Origin of the sequence: Vibrio sp. MMH1-50 (genome assembly GCF_022347645.1) — a bacterium.
In the GTDB taxonomy this organism is placed as follows: domain Bacteria; phylum Pseudomonadota; class Gammaproteobacteria; order Enterobacterales; family Vibrionaceae; genus Vibrio; species Vibrio harveyi.
Genome location: NZ_JAKRGG010000014.1, coordinates 68,781 through 89,289 on the forward strand (window position 1 = coordinate 68,781; position 20,509 = coordinate 89,289).

Here is a 20,509-nt window from a genome sequence, read left to right on the forward strand (position 1 = left end):
TCTCGGGACAAAAGTGCAAATAAGAATAATTAGCACTACCAATACGATAATTAAAATGCTCAACAAGGATGCTTCAGATGAATGCAAAAACAGTATTAGTCCAATCTATTGCTGCATCACTCCTCATTGCCAGTGGTTCTACGGTTGCTGCGACAGTAACTAAACAACAAGTGGTCGAACATTATGCTGACGTGGCACACGCCGTGTTCGCTGATTCTGTGACTACAGCGAAAACACTCGACGTAAAAATCGATGAGTTTCTTGAATCCCCATCAGCGAAAAAGCTTGAAGAAGTTAAACAAGCTTGGCTTGACGCTCGCGTACCATACCAACAGTCTGAAGTTTTCCGTTTTGGTAACGCAATCGTCGATGATTGGGAAGGTCAGCTTAACGCATGGCCGCTCGATGAAGGTCTGATTGACTATGTCGCTTCCGATTACCAATATGAGCTTGGTAACGAAGGTGCTGCAGCAAATATCATCGCAAACACAAGCCTACAAATTGGTGCGTCTAAGCTAGACGTTTCAAAAATTACACCAGAGTTGCTAGCGGATCTAAACGAAGTGGGTGGCTCTGAAGCAAACGTTGCTTCTGGTTACCACGCGATTGAATTCCTACTTTGGGGCCAAGATCTAAATGGCACAAATGCGGGTGCGGGTCAGCGCGCTTATACTGACTTTGTGGTTGGTTCTGAATGTACGAATGATCATTGTGACCGTCGTGGTGAGTACCTAAAAGCGGCTGCAGATCTGTTGGTTCAGGATCTTGAGTGGATGGAGAAGCAGTGGTCTTCGGAAGTAAAAGGTAATTACCGTGAAGAGCTTCTAAGCGAATCTGCGGATAATGGTCTTCGTAAGATGTTGTTCGGCATGGGCTCTCTGTCTCTAGGTGAACTAGCGGGCGAACGTATGAAAGTAGCGCTAGAGGCAAACTCTACTGAAGATGAGCACGATTGTTTCTCAGACAACACGCATAACTCTCATTACTACAATGAGCAAGGCATCTACAACGTTTACACAGGTACGTACAAAGGTGTTGATGGAAAAGAACTGTCTGGTCCAAGTATTGCGGATTTAGTCGCTCAAAAAGACAAACAAGCGGCAAAAGAGATCCAAAAGCAGTTTGATACAACACGTAGCCAAGTGGGCGAGCTGGTTACTTCTGCAGAGAAGAATAACCAACACTTTGACCAGTTGATCGCAGCTGGTAATACGCAAGGCAATGCGTTAGTCAATGACACGATTATGTCATTGGTAGCTCAAACAGGTGCGATTGAGCGAGCGGCGAACATCGTCGGTATCGACAGCTTAAGCCCTGATACTGCTGATCACGAGTTTTAATAAGAAAACCATAATAAATAAGGGCTCTTCGTGAGCCCTTTTGCCGTTTGAGCTCGTTGTTATCACACCTGTCGTATTAGTAGAGCAATGATATGAAGCCATACCTATATTCTGCGCTAGTCGCGCTCCTTTCTTCTTCTGCCATGGCTTATGATGTTAAGTCTGGTGGCAAAACCAGCGTCAAAAAAGACGGCGCTAACGCGTATTCTCTTCCTGCTGCCAACCTGCCGATGAGCAAACGGCTGGACTTTAGTGTCGGCAACAGTTTCTTCCGTAACCCTTGGGTACAAGCGCCTGCATCAACAGACGCTCGCGATGGACTGGGACCTTTGTTTAACACGAATGGTTGCCAAAACTGCCATATCAAAGATGGGCGTGGTCATCCGCCGGAAAAAGACGATTTGCATGCGGTCTCTATGCTAGTGCGCCTCAGTATTCCAGCAATGACTCCGGAGCAGAAAAAAGCGTACATCAAAGATGGCGGTATCCCTGAGCCAACTTACGGTGGGCAGCTACAAGATTTTGCACTGCAAGATCAAACGCCGGAAGGCAAAATCAATATCAGTTACACCGACGTGCCAGTTACTTTTAAAGATGGCACCAAGGTCGTACTCAGAAAGCCAGTGCTGCAAATTACGGATTTAGGTTATGGGGCGATGCACCCTGATACAGAGTTCTCTGCGCGTGTTGCTCCGCCAATGATCGGTCTTGGTTTGCTGGAGAGCATTCCCGATAAAACGTTGCTGGCTTGGGCTGACGAGCAAGATACAAACAAAGATGGTATCTCTGGCAAAGTGAATAAAGTGTGGGACATCGAAAAAGACGATTTCTCAATTGGTCGATTTGGCTGGAAAGCAGGGCAACCGACGCTCATGCAACAAAACGCCGCTGCATTTAACGGCGATGTGGGTCTGACTAGTCATTTGTTCCCGAACGAAAACTGCACTTCTAAGCAGACGATTTGTGATGACATGCCTAATGGCGGCAAACCAGAGGTGAGTAAAAATATCCTCGATTTTGTTGAGTTCTATAGTCAACATCTCGCAGTACCGGCACGTCGAAATATCAATGATCCCGAGGTTCAGCTTGGTCAGCAGATTTTTGCGTCTTCTGGCTGCGAAAGTTGCCACAAGACGAGCGTAAAAACCGCTAAGCGACCGGAATTACCGGCTCTTTCTGAGCAACTTATTCACCCTTATACCGATATGCTTCTGCATGACATGGGTGACGGCTTGGCAGATAACCGTCCTGAGTACCTAGCGAATGGTCGTGAATGGCGAACCGCGCCGTTATGGGGGATTGGTTATACCGAAGAGGTGAATGGTCATACTTACTTCTTACATGATGGTCGTGCACGTAACTTAATGGAAGCCGTATTGTGGCACGGCGGCGAGGCAGAAACGGCTAAGCAAAACGTTTTAGCGCTCAACAAGAAAGAACGCGATGCATTGATCGCATTCCTGAATTCTCTATAAGGAGCCAACCATGAAAATAACTTTGTTAGTGAGTGCGATTGCCGCAACGTTAAGTTTGGCTGGCTGCCAATCGACAAACGGGTCAAGCTCTGTTGAGCCCGAGAGTACAAGCCATATTTCACAAAACGTATACGAGGTGGAGTTTAACGCGGCACAGGCGTTTGTAACTCAGACAACCAAGTTAGAGCAGAGCCTCACAGAATACTGTGCTTCACATATGAAAGCCGATGCGCAAATTAAGCAACAATGGCATCAAACCATGTTGGCGTGGATGGCATTACAAGGGCAAGAGCGTGGACCTGCGACTGCATTAGAGCAGAGCTGGAATGTGCAATTTTGGCCAGACAAGAAGAACACGACTGGACGAAAAATGTCGGTCTTAACGAAGTCTGACCAAATTTGGAGCGCAGAGGATATTTCGACTCAAAGCGTAACAGTACAAGGGTTGGGTGCGCTGGAATGGTTGCTTTACGACAAGGCGTCGAGTTTATCTACTAATAGCAATACGTGTGCTACCAGTGTTGCGATTGCAGAAAACCTTAATAACAAAGCAAGCATCATTGCAGATTCATGGGCACAAAACCCATGGAAGTCATTAGACATGACGGAGTGGGAGTCTGAGTACATTTCGTTGCTGTCTAATCAATTAGAATACAGTATGAAGAAGCTGAGCCGTCCATTGGCCAAAATAGGCAAACCGCGTCCTTATTTCTCAGAATCATGGCGTTCACAAACCTCATTGTCTAACTTGAAGGCTAACCTTGAAGCGTTACAGGCTCTCTATCTTGCTAACGGCTCTGGTTTAGATGCATTGCTTCGTGAGCAGGGGCATAGTGAATTAGCTGATCGTGTTGTTCATCAATTTGATATGGCATTGGATACGTGGCCTGAAGATAAAAGCTTGTTTGCCGCGCTGCAAACCAAAGACGGTTATCGAATGGTTCTCGCACAATACAACAAGCTTGAGCAACTGAAGTATCTGATCCACGAAGAGGTGGCTATCGAACTTGGTGTCGTTATAGGATTCAATGCAACCGATGGTGACTGATCAAACTCGCCGAACCTTACTGAAAGCCGCTTTGTTTGGAGCGGCTGCCCCTGTTCTGCCGTTCGGTTGCACTTCAACAAACACACGCGAGCCTGCTTTGATTGGCTGCTCTATCATTGGACGCGACAAATACGCTGCCGTAGTTGCCGATGAACATGGCATGCCGCTGTCTTCGCTGCCAATCCCTGAACGGGGTCATGGCGTGGCGACCAACCCGCAAGGTCATGCGGTTGTCTTTGGTCGTCGTCCCGGCACCTTTTTTATGGTGTTTGACTATCGTTCGGAGCAAATGGTCAAACTGGAGTTAGCAAAAGTGGACCGCCATTTCTATGGGCATGGTGTTTACTCCCATGATGGTCATTACTTATTTGCTACTGAGGGGGAAAGGGGAACAAGCCGAGGGATCATCGGAGTTTATGATGCGCAAAGGCAGTATCAAAAAATCGATGAATTGAGCGGATTTGGTCTCGGACCTCATGAAGTCATCATGATGCCTGACGGTGCTTTAGCCATTGGTGTTGGTGGCGTCCACACGAATGGACGTGAGCCGCTTAATCTAAATACCATGACGCCAAGTCTGAGCTATCTTTCGCAAGAAGGAGAATTATTAGACCAAGTGTTTTTACCCGATCATAAGCTGAGTATTCGTCACCTTGCACATGATGGTGTTGAGACAGTGCTTTGCGGTCAGCAATATCGTGGTGAGCCGGATGAATACCCAGCTTTGATCGCCATGCATACGCGTGGTGGTGAGATGCAAGATTTGCAAGCTGAACCGGAGCAGTGGGCGCGTTTTAATCATTATGTGGCAAGCATTGCTGCGACAGAAGATTGGATATTAGCAACATCACCTCCGGGAAGTTGTTACGGTATTTGGTCGAAATCCACCGGACAGTTGGTTGAATTGAATGCACTACCAGATGCTTCTGGTGTCGTCACTTACGGTGATGAGTTTCGCGTCAGCTCTGGCGCAGGGAGAGTGGTCGAACAAAGACCTACAGAGTCAAAGAATACTTTTGCTAGCGGCGTTCAATGGGATAACCACTGGGCGAGAATTGTCTAGAAAGATCATTAAGTAACATCTTATTGAGGATCTTGTTGGCATTTTCGTTTGCAGATTCTTAATTTTAAAGCGGCAACCCGTGAGATATTTGCCATACTTTTTTTATGGCACGTAACGAAGGGATCGTTTCAGTGATTGCTAGACTCATAATGATAACGGCACTTTTGGTGCCGTTTTGCAGCTTTTCAACCGTGGTTTCTCCCGATGCATCTGCACAAACAGAGCAAGAGGGCGCGGTTGAGCAGTTGTCTGTGGAGAAGATGATCCACTATCCAGATGTCATCGATCAGCTTTACCAAAGCACCAACTACCGTCTCAACTGGGAAAATGAAACTGATGTTGATCAACTCATCTTTCAAATTGAGCTGGTGGCATTGGCGGATGTGACCTCTGAATTTGATGACCAACTGCGACGTATTGAACAAGTACGCGAACAAGGTGATGAGCTTGACTTTGATCTGGTGATGAGTGATTCACTCCTCATGTATTTGTCCTACCTTGAACAAGTTCCACAAGAAGGCATCAATTGGCTATTTGCAAATAAAGTTCACGTCAAACTGCCTGCGCCAAGTATCGAAACGCTGTCGTTGTTGAGTAATGAAATCACGGTAGGCAAACTTGACCAGTTTCTTGCCGAACTTCGCTCCCCCCTACAAATGGATGCATCATTTAATACCGCCTTTGCTTCATTATCGACTTACGCGCAGTTTGAATTCCCTTTGTATCAGCAAGAGCAGAGATTGGCGAGAGTCGGAGACGAGCTATTTGATAAATCGAGCCTGATAGCGCGGATGCAAATCGTGGGCGTTGAAGTCGGTCATTTAGACACAGAGACCACACGTTATGATGAAAACCTAGAACTGGCGGTGATGGAGTTTCAACGTATTCATGGCTTGAAGCAAGACGGTATCATCGGCCCCAATACGATTCGCTGGATCAACTTCTCTCCTGAGCAACGATTGCACTCTCTAGCACTTAACGCAGAGCGCTCGCGGATTTGGGCAAAAGAGCGTGACAATGTGGTGTTTGTCAATGTCCCCGGTTACGAAGTGACCTACTGGCATCAAGGACAAGCACTGTTTGAATCCAAAGTAGTGGTGGGGAGAGCATCACGCAAGACCCCAATCATGACGGGCACGCTCGATTCCGTTATCTTAAACCCAACTTGGAATGTTCCTTGGAAGATCATGGTTAAGGACATCATCCCTAAGGTGAAGCGCAATCCCATGTATCTGATCGAGCATAATATCCAGATCATCCGATCATGGACCTCGCAAGAGATCATTGACCCAACCACAATTAACTGGGCAAAGGTCAACCCAAGAAGCTTTCCTTACCGGATGAGACAGTCATCGGGTTCGCACAATGCTTTAGGGTTGTACAAGTTTAATATGCCGAACCCACAAGCAATCTATCTACACGATACTCCAAGCAAAAACTTGTTCGATCAAGATCGGAGAGCGTTCAGCTCAGGGTGTGTTCGCGTTGAGCATGCTGATCAACTTGCTGAGTTGCTCTTTAAAACGCAAGGTCTTGAAGAACGGTTAGCGAAAAAACGTCAAAGTGGACGTCGCTCCAACACCTCAGTGCCTTTGAGTGAGCGAATTCAAGTGCACATCATTTATCAAACCGCGTGGTTAGAAGAAGGCACGCTCTACTACCGTGATGATATTTATCAATACGACGACCAAGGGTAAAGGGCACACTTAATTTAAGAAAATTTACAATTAAGAAAATCTGTTTTTTGTTCAATAAGTAAGCAAAAAATCCAGCCTAAAAGCGACAAGCCGGACCGGTTTATGCATTTGACGCGTTAAATAGGTTTCGGTAATGTCCGCTGCTCGTACAGTAATTGAGCAGTATATTTGTCATGGTAAGTCGTAATTTTTCCCGTCGTGATTTTCTTAAAATGACCGCTGGTGGTGTTGTGGTCGCCTCGGCGATGCCAAGTTTGTCTTGGGCTTCATTGCCTGATGAACCTCGTGTGCTTGCGATGAATAATCTCAATACTGGTGAGCTTTTGGAGTCATGCTACTTCAACGGTAGTACTTATGTGGACGAGGAACTTAAACGGCTTGATAAGTTTTGTCGTGACCATCGTCGCAACGAAATCCATCCAATGGACCGCCGCTTATTTGATCAAATCAGTCAGATCCAAGCACTGATAGGTACCGATGCAGAGGTAATTGTGATTTCAGGGTACCGTTCGCCTCTAACGAATGCATCGCTACGCAACAACTCTTCTGGCGTGGCAAAGAAAAGCATGCACATGGAAGGCAAAGCGATCGATTTTCGCTTAGATGGCGTCAAGCTTTCGACCGTGCGTGATGCCGCATTAAGTTTAAAAGCGGGTGGTGTTGGCTATTACCCACGCAGTAACTTTGTACATATCGATACCGGCGCAGTACGTTCTTGGTAGTGCCTGCCTAAGACTTAATTTATTGACGTAGAAAGTCGTTAATTACCCATGGCTCAGCGCTTGAAGTCACTTTGGCTTAGTGTCATAGTTGCCGCAGTTTTCACGAAAATTTATTCGGTATAGGTTATCTATGGCTCTGAAGTACCAAGTTGTTCCCGTAACATCTTTCTCTCAAAACTGTTCTATTGTCTGGTGTGATGAAACCATGAAGGGCATTGTGGTTGACCCGGGTGGTGATGAAAAGCAACTGGCAATGCTGATCAAAGAGTTGGGTGTTGAGGTTGTAAACCTAGTTCTGACACACGGTCACTTAGACCATGTGGGCGGCACTGAACCATTATCTGCTCTTCTTGGTGGCACTGAAATTGTTGGGCCACACAAAGCGGATAACTTCTGGTTGCAAGGCTTGGAAGGTCAGAGTCAAATGTTTGGGTTCCCATTGACTGAAGCGTTTGAACCACATCAATGGCTAAATGAGGGCGATAAGGTCTCTTTTGGCAACCAAACTTTAGATGTTATTCATACGCCTGGACATACGCCTGGTCACGTTGTGCTTTACAGTGAAGAAGCTCGTCTTGCTTTCGTTGGTGATGTTTTGTTTAACGGCAGTGTAGGTCGTACAGATTTCCCTCAAGGGGACTTCAATACATTGATAAGTTCGATCAAAGAAAAGCTGTGGCCACTCGGCAACGATGTAACTTTCGTTCCTGGGCATGGCCCACAATCGACGTTTGGTCATGAACGCAAGACAAACCCATTCGTTGCAGACGAAATGCCTCTATATTAAGGCGCATTGAATTAAGCATCTGGCTCGGCGGCAGCTAAGTAACGTCGAGCCAATCCTACAAACTCTTCAGCTTCTCGGTCTAAGTCACTGGCTGAAATAAACACGTCATAGCCGTAAAACTGCCTCTGATACTTCATTCTATTCGCCAGCATGGCTTGTAGACCTTCGTAATGCATGCCTTCTTGATTAATGTATGGAGCGGGGTCTAACACCATATCTTCAAATTTTGTTTCGCAATTATTTTGTCTTGCGCCTAAGTAAAGCAAAGCTCGTTGCCCTAATAAAATTTCCGTTGCGATTCGAGGACAGATCGAGTTGAGATAAGGGGAATAGTGCTTCAAGCGAATACCAATCCAAGGTAAAGGCTGATGCCAACCTTCTTGCTCGTAGGTGCAAATACCGATTGAATCAATGTCTTTCCAACGAAGTACCCAGCCGCCTTTGAAAAGATGTTGCTGGAAATGAGAAGCGGTGAGCGTGAAAGAGACCTGGCTCTTTTTGATCATTACAATGGCAAAGCCAACGATGAGTGCCATCAAGATCACCGACAACATGGCTTGTTTCCATCCTGGAGCAATTAAAACCAGAAATAAGGTAATCGTGACAACCATAAACATGATCAATTTGTTGATGGGGGAGTCAGATTTGAAATGTGAGTTGCTGAGATGCCGCGTTTCCATGCTTTTAGCCTCATTGAACAATGGTGTTGAGACTCTTGTTTTTGATATTCATTTGCTTGCTTATCAGAAACAAAGAACCTCTGTTTTTATACCCAGTATTCAATAAATCCGTTCACAATTTATCTGATTAAATAGTAGACGTTCTATGCAATGAGCGCATTTTTCATCGCGTTTCGCCGCTAAAACCTACAAATCGTTTGTGATTTTTGGTATAAAACGCGCTTCAAATTTTCATCCCTGCTGAGATGCAGTGAACTGGAGAAATATTCAATGAGACTTGCTCATAAGCGTAAAGTGCAGATGAAACTGCAAAAACGCATTAAAGCGACAGTAGCAAACGTAGTTGCAGCACCGAAGGCGGCTAAACCTGTTGTTGAGAAAGCAGCAGCACCTTCCGTTGCTAAAAAAGCTGTTGCTGAAAAAGCAGTAGCTGAGAAGAAAGTAGCTGCAGCAAAAACGGTTGAGGTTGCACTTACTCCTAAGCAGCAACAAGTACTAGATATCGTTGTAGCAAACGCAGAAGGTATCAACCCTAAAGGTATCGGTCTGGCTGCTGGTCAAGAAGACACTAAAGCGGCATCATGGGCTACTGGCGCACTGAAGAAGCTTCTTGAAGAAAACCTAGTTCAAAAAGAGCAGTTAGCAGGTAACAAAGTTATCTATAAAGCAGTTTAATTACCGCTGTAATTCTGTTTTTTGCATTAAATACCTCGGCATTGACCGGGGTATTTTTTTACCTTAAGAGCGGCTTTTTCCCTTCCATAATTGAGCATTCTAACGATACAAATCCGTCATTTGTCACAATTTATTAAATACTGTGTAAATTCTTTCGCAGTTAACCACGTACGTGGTTTCTATGCTGCTTTCTCCAAATGAAATAGATAACATTCTGATTTTACGACTTTGTTTCATGATGATCGCTTATCGCCTACGCAGAAATACGTAATACTAACGACTAAGCCTAGCTTATAGACACCGATTTGTTGCGTGTTCATGCCCATTTCTTACTTCCAAGTAATGTCCCATCTTCTATATCGAATCCTTATGTAATGGATGACAACAATAACCTTGGTGACAAAGGACGTGAACGATGAGTCTTATCCAAAAATCTTTGAAACGAGTACTCAAAGCGACAGCGATGGTAGCAACCATGGCATTTGTAGCGACTTCTGCTAACGCTGCTGACGATAAAGTGTATCGCTTGAAACTAGCGGAGACTTGGGGACCGAATTTCCCTATCTTCGGTGATGCAACAAAGAACATGGCGAAAATGGCAGAAGAAATGTCAAACGGACGCCTACAAATTCGTATTGATTCCGCAAACAAGCATAAAGCGCCGCTTGGCGTGTTTGATATGGTGAAATCCGGTCAGTACGACATGGGACATTCCGCTTCTTATTACTGGAAAGGCAAAGTACCAAACACCCTTTACTTCACCTCTATGCCTTTCGGTATGTTGCCAACAGAACAGTACGCATGGTTTTACTACGGTGGTGGTATGGAGTTGATGGAGAAGGTTTATTCTCCGCATAACTTGCTGTCTTTCCCTGGTGGTAACACCGATACCCAGATGGGCGGTTGGTTCCAGAAAGAAATCAAATCAGTAGATGATCTAAAAGGTCTGAAAATGCGTATCCCGGGTTTCGCTGGGGAAATTCTCGCAGAGCTGGGTGCAAAACCAACAAACATCGCACCGGGTGAGCTATACACTTCTCTTGAGCGACGCACGATTGATGCATTGGAGTGGGTAGGACCATCTCTGGATTTGCGTATGGGCTTCCACAAAATTGCTCCTTACTACTATACAGGTTGGCATGAGCCAGGTACCGAACTGCAGTTCCTAGTGAACAAACGTACTTGGGAACGCCTACCGGATGATCTAAAAGCGATCTTGCAAGTAGCGATGAAAGCGGCGGCTTACGATATGTACACGCAGTCTAAACATGAAAGTGGTAAGAACTGGGCATCTATCCAATCAGAATACCCAGACGTACAAGTTAAAGACTTCCCACCTGAGGTGATTTCAGCACTGCGAGAAGCGAACGAGCGTTTGCTAAAACAGCATGCTGAGAAAGACGCGCTAGCGAAAGAAATCCAAGAGTCACAAGCAAGCTACATCGAGCAAGTACGCCCTTGGTCTGACATTTCACACCGAGCTTACTTAAACAGCCAAGCTCAGCAATAACTTCGTATCGCAGGCTATTTCGAGTGATTTAGCCTGCCAATGAAGCCCAAGAAAACTTCTCTTAGAGAAGGTCATAACAAGTGCTCCGCGAACCAGCGGAGCCAATCTCCCCCACGTTCCATGGAGTTCGGAATGAGAAGCCTTATTTATATTGAGCGAATCTTTAACCGCTTCGGTGATTTTCTAGGCTGGTTATCCAGCATCTTATTTATTTTGTTGCTAGCGAACGTGGTGTACGACGTTGTCATGCGCTATGTGTTCAATGACGTCTCGATCGCCTTTCAAGAAATGGAATGGCACCTTTTCTCTGCCGTGTTTTTACTTGGTGTGCCTTACGCAATTAAATCCGGCGGGCACGTGCGCGTCGATATTTTCTATGAGCGCTTGTCATACAAAGCGCAGTCCATAATCGACATTTTAGGCACTTTACTTTTTTTGTTTCCCTTTTGCCTATTGGTTGCTTGGTTTGGTGTCGACTTTGCCAAAGAGAGTTACGCGCTGGGCGAAACATCCGGAGATCCGGGTGGTTTGCCATACCGATGGATCATTAAAGGTATGATCCCACTTTCGTTTTTGTTTATGGCGGTAAGCGGGGTTGGTTTGCTGCTTCATTCCATCAACAAAATTGTTAACCCTCATCTTATCTATGCCGGTAACAACGGTAAGTCGTAAAAGGAATTCAGTATGATCGGTATAGTGATGTTTTTTGTGGCGTTATTTGCGCTACTGCTTGGTTTTCCTGTCGCCTTCACCTTTGGCGGCATCGCATTAATTTTTGGCGTATGGGCAGAAGGCATTGAGATGTTTGCTTTCATGCCTTATCGCATTCAATCCATCATGGAGAATACGGTACTGATGGCAGTACCTCTGTTTGTCTTCATGGGATTAGTGTTGCAAAAGACCCGATTGGCTGAGCAATTGCTTGAGTCGATGGGGCGTTTGTTTGGTGGTATTCGCGGTGGTATTGCCATTTCAACCGTGTTGGTGGGTGCCTTGCTTGCCGCATCAACGGGGGTAGTCGGTGCATCGGTAGTGGCAATGGGGTTGATCTCCTTGCCAGTGATGCTTAAGTACAATTACGACAAAGGATTGGCTTGTGGCACCATCTGTGCGTCGGGCACGTTAGGTCAAATCATTCCGCCTTCCATAGTTTTGATTCTTCTGGGGGATGTTCTCGGTGTACCAGTCGGGGATTTGTTCCAAGCCGCAGTGTGGCCGGGATTGGTGCTGGTGGGCGCGTATGTGATCTACATTTTGATTTACGCCAAACTGAACCCTGAAGCAGCCCAGCCTATCGAGCGTGATGAGTCTATCAGTCGTAAAGAAGAAGTGATTACTGCGTTGAAAGCCGTACTGCCACCGTTGGCGCTGATTATTGTTGTTCTCGGCTCTATCTTTGCGGGTATTGCTACCCCAACAGAGTCCGCAGCACTGGGTGGGGCTGGTGCAATTGTATTGTCGTTGCTTTACAAACAGTTTAGTTGGTCGATGGTGTATGAAGCTTCGAAAGAGACCGTAAAAGTGACCGCGATGGTCTTTGCGATTTTGCTCGGGGCAACGGCATTCTCAATGGCGTTTACGTACACTGGGGGGGATTACCTTGTTGAAGAGTGGATGTTAGAACTTCCGGGTGAAAAATGGGGCTTCTTGATAATTACCATGTTAGTCATCCTTATCCTTGGGTTCTTCATCGACTTCGTAGAAATCTGTTTCATTATCGTGCCAATCATTGCACCTGTTGCCGAGTTGATGGGTATCAACATGACTTGGTTTGCGATTTTGATTGCGATGAACCTGCAGACCTCATTCCTAACACCGCCTTTTGGTTTTAGTTTGTTCTACCTAAAAGGTGTGGCTCCGGCAGGCGTGACCACTCGGGATATCTACCGCGGTGTGATGCCATTCATTGCGATTCAGATTGTGGTACTTGCTTCATTGTTATTTTTCCCAGGATTCTATGGCATGTCCTAATGCAAGTAAGAAGCAAGGAATTGTGATGTGAAAATTTTCACCTTTTGAGACAAGTTGTTAAGCTGATTAAATATCAGGGGCTGTTGATGTTTCGAACCGATTTTAATCGCGAAAGGTCAACAGCCCCAAGCCAAATCAGCGTTTCATTGGAGGGAAAGGATGCCTCTCAAAGCCAAGTTAATCTTGTTGGCACTGATCCCTGTGGTTTTGGTGTCAGCCAGTATCAGTTGGATTTCCATTTACCAAGCGAAAACCTTGGGGCAGCGTGAGGTGGAAATCTTTCATCAGAACTTAATTCAATCCAAAGAAGTGGCACTAAAAGATACCGTAGATCTCGCCTTTGATGCCATTTCCCATATCTATAACGATCCTATGCTTGAAGAGGCTGACGCGAAAGCGCGCGTAAAAGCGATCCTAAACCGCTTACGTTACGGTTCAGACGGGTATTTCTTTGCCTACGATAAGCACGGTACGAACCTTGTTCATCCCATTCTCCCGGACTTAGTCGGACAAAATTTACTGCATATTCAAGATGAAAATGGCGATCACCTGATTGAGGCTCTGCTTTATCAAGCGCAGCTTGGGGGCGGGTTCCATCAATATCTATGGCAAAAGCCCTCTACGGGGGAGGTGGTACCTAAGCTGAGCTATGCGGCATGGCTTGATAAATGGGATTGGATGATTGGCACTGGGTTGTATATTGAAGATGTGAGCCGTGAAGTCGCCAATATGCGTGCGGCAATCAATCAAAATATCGAGACTACCTTTTTCACCGTGGTGATTATTCTGGTGGTTACGGTGGCGGTGATCATCGTATTGACACTTGCCATCAATTTACACGAGCATCGTTTAGCGGATAAGAACCTAAAAGAGCTTGCCCACAAAACGGTGATGTTCCAAGAAGATGAGAAAAAACATCTGGCGAGAGAGCTCCATGATGGCATCAATCAATTGCTGGTTTCGAGCAAATGTCACCTCGATTTGATGGCGCATCGTATTGAAGATGAAAAGCTCAAAGCTCACCTAGATAAATCTCAACGCTCGTTGATCACTGCGATTAATGAAGTACGCCATATTTCTCACCAACTGAGACCAAGTGCCTTGGATGATATTGGCTTAGAAGCCGCGCTTTCTACACTATTGCAAGATTTTCATTCGCACTCTGGTATGGACATCGATAGCCATTTTGATACCGAGCAAGTGAAGTTGAAATCTGAAGTGGCTACAACCTTGTATCGTGTGGCTCAGGAATCTTTAAACAACATTGAGAAGCACGCCAAAGCAAAAAAGGTCACAGTAATTTTGCAAAAAATGGGCAATATGCTGCAATTACTGATACGAGACGACGGTACGGGTTTTATGGTCAACCCTTCAGTGCACCGACAAGGAATTGGATTGCGGAACATGCGTGAGCGTGTTGAGTTTATCGGAGGCGAGTTTGAACTCATGAGCGAGCCCGGTTTGGGGACGGAAATCACCGTATTGTTAGATTTGGATGGATTAGTTTATGGATAAACCAATTAGCGTGGTGATAGTTGATGACCATCAGGTGGTGCTTGATGGTTTTATGGCGCGTTTGGAACTGGAACCTGATATTGATGTGATTGGTACGGCGAGTAATGGGCTTGAGGCAATTGAAGTATCAAAGCTTCTCAATCCAGATGTCATCTTGATGGATATCAGTATGCCAATCATGAATGGCATTGAAGCTACTGGCGTAATTAAGGAAGAGCGTCCAGAGAGCAAAATTTTAATGCTCACCATGCACGACAACCGTGAATACATCATGAAGGTGATGCAAGCTGGCGCGGTAGGTTACATGCTGAAAGAAATTTCAGCAGAGAAAATGGTGCAAGCAATAAAAACGGTGAACCAAGGATCGACTTACTTTTGCGAATCCGTTACCCAGACCTTATTTACGCAGGATGTCGTCCCGGCAGCGCAAAAGCCGAACCCACTTAGCCGCAGGGAAGAAGCGGTACTTAAGTTAGTGGCGCAAGGAAACAGCAGCAAAAAGATTGCGACGCTGTTGGACATTAGCTATCGAACGGTAGAAACGCACCGCCATAACATCAAACACAAACTGGATTTGCACTCGACGGCTGAGTTGGCGAAATACGCTTTTGAAACAGGATTGATAGAGTAGGCAGGGGCGCCCTCATGCTTTCATACATCAGAGCGCTCGAAGGGATACTTATTCAGGCTTGGTAATACTGCCAAGTTCAAGCATAGGGGCAACATCAATATCTTCTGCATTCATCATGGTCGAGATGCGCTGCACAGAAGACAAAAGCAAGCTCTGTTCCCACTCTTCCAGCTTTTGGAAGCGGCTAATAAAATGCTCTTGCAATGGCGTCGGGGCCTGTTTTAAGGCTTCTTGTCCCTTCTCGGTCAATACCGCGTGAACTTTACGCTTGTCTTCGACACTGCGGCGGCGCTCAACAAGTTGGTTGCGCTCTAAGCGGTCAAGGATAGTGGTCGCCGTTGCCTGACTCATGTTGGTATGGCTAGACAATTGTTTGATAGTGACGTTATTTAATTCACTAATGGCACGCATCAGGATCAGCTGAGGAGCCGTCAAACCAGACTCTTTGCTTAACTTCTTAGAATGTAAATCAATAGCGCGGATGATCTGACGAATCGAGACCAAAACTTCTTCGTACTTTTCCAATTTCGTAATCCAGTCATTAAGGGATCATGTAACGAGGCGACACTAACTCAAATGCGCTGTTATTTAAAGGGCTTCGTTAGGGATCGCGACACCAATTTTCAATAATTTGCCTTGGCTCTCCTTATTGTTTTTAAGGTCATTGAGCGAGGAAAAAAGCAACGACTAGAATTATTATAGTAAGAAATGTTTGTGGTCTAAGTATTACTGTGGTTGTTTCCGCTTTTTTAGCTACACTTTTCTGATTGAAATGTAAGTTATTGGATTTTTTATCAGCAAAAGATAGACAAAAACGCCTCAAATGGTAGGATCTTCCACTTTCATGGAAAATAAAATGTATCGTGTTCAAATGATTTTTAATGCCTTGTTAAGAAGATTGAACATAAAAAGAGAGGAATAATGACAAAAGGTATAGATAAGTACAGTATCGACAGTACCGACTATACGGTTGGTCAAGACAACGTCCAGAAATGGGGTTTTGACGTACATAATCCTGTTTTTGGTATCAGTGCTGGTTTCATTGCACTGTTTCTTATTGCTGCACTTGTGCTGGACGCACACACCGCTAAGACCGCACTCGACGGCATTAAGTGGAAAATCATCGGTTCTTTTGACTGGCTGTTTATTATCTCTGGTAACATCTTCGTTATCTTCTGTTTAGCTCTCATCGTTTCACCAATGGGTAAGATTCGCCTTGGTGGTAAAGATGCTGTCGCTGATTACTCATTCATGTCCTGGCTGGCCATGTTGTTTGCTGCTGGTATGGGTATCGGTTTGATGTTCTGGAGTGTGGCAGAGCCAGTAGCGTACTTCACTGGTTGGTATGAAACCCCGTTGGGTGTAGAAGCAAACACACCAGAAGCCGCGAAGCTAGCACTAGGTGCGACCATGTTCCACTGGGGTCTACACCCATGGGCGATTTACGGTGTCGTGGCACTATCTCTTGCTTTCTTTACTTACAACAAAGGTCTGCCGCTTTCAATGCGCTCGATTTTCTACCCGTTATTGGGCGATCGCGCATGGGGTTGGGCAGGTCACATCGTGGATATTCTAGCGGTATTGGCAACCTTGTTTGGTCTGGCGACTTCTCTAGGTCTAGGTGCACAACAAGCGGCAAGTGGTATTCACCATGTCTTTGGCGTTGAACCAGGACTAGGACTGCAAATTGTCGTTATCACCGTTGTTACGCTATTGGCGGTTGTTTCTGTTGTTCGTGGTATTGATGGCGGGGTAAAAGTCATCAGTAACATCAACATGGTGATTGCTTTCTTATTGCTTATCCTTGTTGGTTTGATCGGCTGGGCGGTAACACTAGGCTCTGTGCCAACCACATTGATGGCTTATGTTGAGAATATTATTCCACTGAGTAATCCGTTTGATCGTACTGATGAAGCTTGGTTCCAAGGTTGGACAGTATTCTACTGGGCTTGGTGGATCTCATGGTCACCATTTGTAGGTATGTTTATCGCTCGAGTTTCACGCGGTCGTACCGTTCGTGAATTCATCACTGCGGTTCTAATTGTACCGACAGCAGTTACCTTGATTTGGATGTCGACATTCGGTGGTCTTGCTATCGACCAAGTGATCAATAATGTGGGCGAGCTAGGTGCAAATGGTTTGACTGATGTTTCCCTTGCGATGTTCCAAATGTTCGATGTATTGCCATTCGGTAACATGCTATCCATCATTGCAGTCGTACTAGTATTGGTATTCTTTATTACTTCTTCAGACTCAGGCTCATTGGTTATCGACAGCATCACCGCTGGTGGTAAAGTCGACGCGCCAGTGTTACAGCGTGTATTCTGGGCATTCATGGAAGGTGCGATTGCGGTTGCATTACTGTGGATCGGTGGTTCTGAAGCTGTTCAAGCGCTGCAAGCGGGTGCAATTTCTACTGCACTGCCATTTACCGTCGTTTTATTGGCGATGTGTGTCAGCCTGCTTATGGGTATGAGAACCGAACGTCAATAATTGATAAGATTTATAAATATTACTTAAATATTAGTAAGTTAAAAAAGCCAGCGTTTTGCTGGCTTTTTTTGTGTGATTTTTCTGACGGTAGACAAAATAATGACGAAATAAGTCATTAATTTACAATGAGTTAATGTTTTATTTTTATTAGTAAAATCTCGTGATTAGTGATTAAAAAATGTGTAATATTCACCCACCTTAACTGTTCTCCCAACCTCTATAATAATTATGAAATTATCATTAAAACAAAAGCTAATTGGCGCAAGCCTCTCTGCTGTTGTTGTGATGGCAACAGCACTGACTTGGTTGTCGGCTGGTCAACTTCTTGATCAGACGCGTTCAGGTGTCTATTCACGAGCACAAAGCCTAAGTAACGCCGCTTCAGAAGGTATTTCTGACTGGGTGGCAATTCGTAAAGATATTGCGACGGCTTTCAACGACTACTCAACTGAGCAAGACGTTGTGCCTTTCCTACAACAAGCACGTAAAGCTGGTGGCTTTGACGATATCTTCTTAGGTACACCAGAAGGTGGTATGTATCGTTCTCATCCCGAGCGTAACCGTGCTGATTACGATCCTCGCACGCGTCCTTGGTACAAAGACGCAAACGCAGCAGGCAAGCAAATCATCACAGAAGCTTACCAAGACGCTATCACTAACGCGCTGTTGGTGACAATTGCTGAGCCAGTAATGAAAAACGGTAAGTTCATTGGTGTTGTCGGTGCAGATGTACTGATTGACCAGTTGATCAATGACGTCATCAGCCTAGACGCAGGTGACAATGCTCATGCAATGCTGATCGATATGAACGATGGCACTTTCCTTGCTCATCCAAATAAGAGCCTAACGCTTAAGCCAATCACCGACCTTTCTAAAGAATTTTCTAAAGATTCTATTGAGCGCGCAGCCAACTCTGGTGCGATTGAAAGTGCAACAATCAAAGGCAAAGAGAAGCTTTACTACTTCAGTAAAGTGCCTGGCACACATTGGATGTTTGCGATTGAAATGGATCGTGCAACAGAAGAGGCAAGCCACGCTCAATTGTTACGAGAAATGCTGATCACCGCTGTGTTGATCACTATCGTCGTGATTGTTGCTGTTTCATGGCTAGTAGGTTTCTTGTTCCGCGATTTGGGTCGTGTTTCACAAGCATTGGAAGAAATTGCTTCTGGTGAAGGTGACTTGACGCAACGTCTAGAACCGCGCAGTGATGACGAAGTCGGCAAGCTGGCTGATAACTTCAACCGTTTTGTCGGCAATATGCACACGATGGTGACGAAACTAAGTCACGTATCGTCCGCACTGTCTGAGCAAGCTCGTACAACGGCACAGCAAGCCGAAGAACGTAGCCAGCGTATTTCTTATCAGCAAGACGAAATCAACATGGTGGCGACTGCGGTTAACGAAATGGCGGCAGCAACACAAGAGATTGCTGGTAACGCGGACAACACAGCATCAAGCTCGGAAGAAGCGGTACAAGCATGTGTGCATGGCTCTGGTCAAGTAACGCAAACGCAAGGTTCGATCCAAAACCTAGCGCAAGAAGTTCAAGTCGCGACCAACGTGATTCAAGAGCTAGAAGCGCACGGTAACGCGATTAATACGATTCTTTCGACTATTCAAGGTATTGCCGAACAAACCAACTTACTGGCACTGAATGCGGCGATTGAAGCAGCGCGTGCTGGTGAACAAGGTCGCGGTTTTGCGGTGGTTGCGGATGAAGTTCGTGTGTTGAGCCAACGTACTCACGCTTCAACGCAAGAGATTCAAGAAACCATCGAAATGCTGCAAGGTACTACGGCGAAAGCGGTGGGTATTATGGATGACAGTCGTCGTCTAGCAGATACTAGCGTGGATGATGCAAACTCTGCGGCAGTTAGCCTGACGCAAATTCACTCTGCGGTAGAGCGAATCAGTGATATGGCAACTCAAATTGCTTCAGCAGCAGAAGAGCAAGCGTCAGTAACCACTGAGATTACTCGTAATACAGAGGGCATTCGTGACGTATCGAATGAGCTTTCTGTGGAAGCGCATCAGGCGGCTGAGCAAGCAGCGCACCTGTCTGAGCTTTCTCACGAGCTAGAACAAGAGATCAGACGCTTTAAGCTGTAAGCTTTTGTTGTTTTGAATAAAAAGGAGCCATATGGCTCCTTTTTTGTTGCTCAAAGATAACGTAAGCCGAATTACAACCACAGGCTACTGATAGGTTGCTCTGGGTTATAATGATGGGCAATTTGGGCTTGCAGCAGCTCTGCTGTAGCAATGGCATCGGTTAGAGCATGGTGCGGTGTATAGTCTGGTAAGCCATAACGACGGCGAGACTGGGCTAAGCGTAATGATTTTGGCTTATTGCCCTTGAGCTTGTTCCAAAGACCGCCCGCTGCTTTTTGTTGAATGTTTTCTTCAATTTGCAACGTATCAAGAACTGGAAACTCAATACCTTCACCAATACGAGAGCGCAGTGCTTGGTCGAGAAACTCACGCTCGATACGGCGGTAATGTACCACTACAATCTTACCCGCTAAGCTTTCTAGCAAGGGAGCGAGGATTTCACCCAGATCGGGAGCGTCAATCAGTTCACTGTGAGTGATACCATGAATGATGACTGATTCTTCATCGAGTTTTTCCTGTGGTCGCACCTTCCAGTGCTTTGCTTGGCGTAGGAAAATTCGATTGAGATCGAACGGCACCAAACCAATGGTGATGATGCCGTTTTTTTGTGGGTTCAAACCGGTAGTCTCAAAATCAAGCGCAACGAACTCCACTTGGGATAGTGGCGTTTCAGGTGCTGGCAGCGCTTTACCGTAAAAGGCGACTAAGCGTTCATCAGTGGCACGCTCAAGTTTCTGCTGAAACTTCACTGGCCACTGAATACTCGGCTTTTGAAATAACTTCTTTATCA

At 45.6% G+C, this 20,509-nt stretch carries 18 protein-coding genes; 15 read left to right on the forward strand and 3 right to left on the reverse strand.

Annotation, left to right across the window (positions count from 1 at the left end; all coding sequences use genetic code 11):
- The first annotated feature begins 77 nt into the window (after positions 1 to 77).
- The 7 genes from MHO32_RS12815 (at position 78) to MHO32_RS12845 (ending at position 8,132) form a co-directional block, all read left to right on the forward strand.
- Complete coding sequence (locus MHO32_RS12815) at positions 78 to 1,340, forward strand: imelysin family protein (RefSeq protein ID WP_005445123.1); 1,263 nt, start codon at positions 78 to 80, stop codon at positions 1,338 to 1,340.
- A gap of 92 nt (positions 1,341 to 1,432) precedes the next feature.
- Positions 1,433 to 2,815 carry a di-heme oxidoreductase family protein gene (locus MHO32_RS12820; protein WP_029790970.1) on the forward strand — a complete coding sequence of 461 codons (1,383 nt, stop codon included), beginning with the start codon at positions 1,433 to 1,435 and terminating at the stop codon, positions 2,813 to 2,815.
- Between the two features lie 10 nt (positions 2,816 to 2,825).
- Complete coding sequence (locus MHO32_RS12825; RefSeq protein ID WP_239212367.1) at positions 2,826 to 3,863, forward strand: imelysin family protein; 1,038 nt, start codon at positions 2,826 to 2,828, stop codon at positions 3,861 to 3,863.
- Positions 3,844 to 4,926, forward strand: a complete 1,083-nt coding sequence (locus MHO32_RS12830; RefSeq protein ID WP_050924406.1) for a DUF1513 domain-containing protein — start codon at positions 3,844 to 3,846, stop codon at positions 4,924 to 4,926. Before MHO32_RS12825 ends, MHO32_RS12830 begins: the two co-directional genes overlap by 20 nt.
- Positions 4,927 to 5,030: 104 nt before the next feature.
- On the forward strand, positions 5,031 to 6,623 hold the full coding sequence (locus MHO32_RS12835; protein WP_239212376.1) for a L,D-transpeptidase family protein: 1,593 nt from the start codon (positions 5,031 to 5,033) through the stop codon (positions 6,621 to 6,623).
- Between the two features lie 173 nt (positions 6,624 to 6,796).
- Positions 6,797 to 7,345 (forward strand): DUF882 domain-containing protein, encoded by a 549-nt coding sequence (locus MHO32_RS12840; protein ID WP_005445130.1) that lies wholly within the window; start codon positions 6,797 to 6,799, stop codon positions 7,343 to 7,345.
- Between the two features lie 130 nt (positions 7,346 to 7,475).
- Positions 7,476 to 8,132, forward strand: coding sequence for an MBL fold metallo-hydrolase (locus tag MHO32_RS12845; RefSeq protein WP_005445137.1), 657 nt, complete (start codon positions 7,476 to 7,478; stop codon positions 8,130 to 8,132).
- A gap of 11 nt (positions 8,133 to 8,143) precedes the next feature.
- On the opposite strand, the gene MHO32_RS12850 is transcribed toward MHO32_RS12845, so the two are convergent.
- A complete protein-coding gene (locus MHO32_RS12850; protein WP_005445138.1) occupies positions 8,144 to 8,812 on the reverse strand; it encodes a DUF2982 domain-containing protein in 669 nt (222 codons plus the stop codon).
- Positions 8,813 to 9,082: 270 nt separating this feature from the next.
- On the opposite strand from MHO32_RS12850, the gene MHO32_RS12855 reads away from it, so the two are divergent.
- The 6 genes from MHO32_RS12855 (at position 9,083) to MHO32_RS12880 (ending at position 15,114) form a co-directional block, all read left to right on the forward strand.
- Complete coding sequence (locus tag MHO32_RS12855; RefSeq protein ID WP_005445139.1) at positions 9,083 to 9,487, forward strand: hypothetical protein; 405 nt, start codon at positions 9,083 to 9,085, stop codon at positions 9,485 to 9,487.
- 415 nt (positions 9,488 to 9,902) lie between these two features.
- Positions 9,903 to 10,997, forward strand: coding sequence for a TRAP transporter substrate-binding protein (locus MHO32_RS12860; RefSeq protein WP_005445140.1), 1,095 nt, complete (start codon positions 9,903 to 9,905; stop codon positions 10,995 to 10,997).
- Between the two features lie 132 nt (positions 10,998 to 11,129).
- On the forward strand, positions 11,130 to 11,669 hold the full coding sequence (locus tag MHO32_RS12865; RefSeq protein WP_005445141.1) for a TRAP transporter small permease subunit: 540 nt from the start codon (positions 11,130 to 11,132) through the stop codon (positions 11,667 to 11,669).
- A 12-nt stretch (positions 11,670 to 11,681) separates the two neighbouring features.
- Positions 11,682 to 12,968, forward strand: coding sequence for a TRAP transporter large permease (locus MHO32_RS12870; RefSeq protein WP_005445143.1), 1,287 nt, complete (start codon positions 11,682 to 11,684; stop codon positions 12,966 to 12,968).
- A 159-nt stretch (positions 12,969 to 13,127) separates the two neighbouring features.
- A complete protein-coding gene (locus MHO32_RS12875) occupies positions 13,128 to 14,483 on the forward strand; it encodes a cache domain-containing protein (protein WP_239212378.1) in 1,356 nt (451 codons plus the stop codon).
- A complete protein-coding gene (locus MHO32_RS12880; protein ID WP_005445147.1) occupies positions 14,476 to 15,114 on the forward strand; it encodes a response regulator in 639 nt (212 codons plus the stop codon). Before MHO32_RS12875 ends, MHO32_RS12880 begins: the two co-directional genes overlap by 8 nt.
- Positions 15,115 to 15,162: 48 nt before the next feature.
- Here the strand turns inward: MHO32_RS12880 and cosR are convergent, their stop codons facing one another.
- Positions 15,163 to 15,639, reverse strand: a complete 477-nt coding sequence (gene cosR / locus MHO32_RS12885) for a MarR family transcriptional regulator CosR (protein ID WP_005445149.1) — start codon at positions 15,637 to 15,639, stop codon at positions 15,163 to 15,165.
- Positions 15,640 to 16,035: 396 nt separating this feature from the next.
- Here cosR and MHO32_RS12890 point away from each other — a divergent pair, with 396 nt between their 5' ends.
- Positions 16,036 to 17,607: a BCCT family transporter gene (locus tag MHO32_RS12890; protein ID WP_005445152.1), complete on the forward strand. Its 1,572-nt coding sequence runs from the start codon at positions 16,036 to 16,038 to the stop codon at positions 17,605 to 17,607.
- A 228-nt stretch (positions 17,608 to 17,835) separates the two neighbouring features.
- Entirely contained in the window at positions 17,836 to 19,719 is a 1,884-nt protein-coding gene (locus MHO32_RS12895; protein WP_005445153.1) for a methyl-accepting chemotaxis protein, read from the forward strand.
- Between the two features lie 71 nt (positions 19,720 to 19,790).
- Here MHO32_RS12895 and MHO32_RS12900 read toward each other — a convergent pair whose 3' ends face one another.
- A complete protein-coding gene (locus tag MHO32_RS12900) occupies positions 19,791 to 20,507 on the reverse strand; it encodes a 3'-5' exonuclease (protein WP_033001524.1) in 717 nt (238 codons plus the stop codon).
- Positions 20,508 to 20,509: the final 2 nt, after the last annotated feature.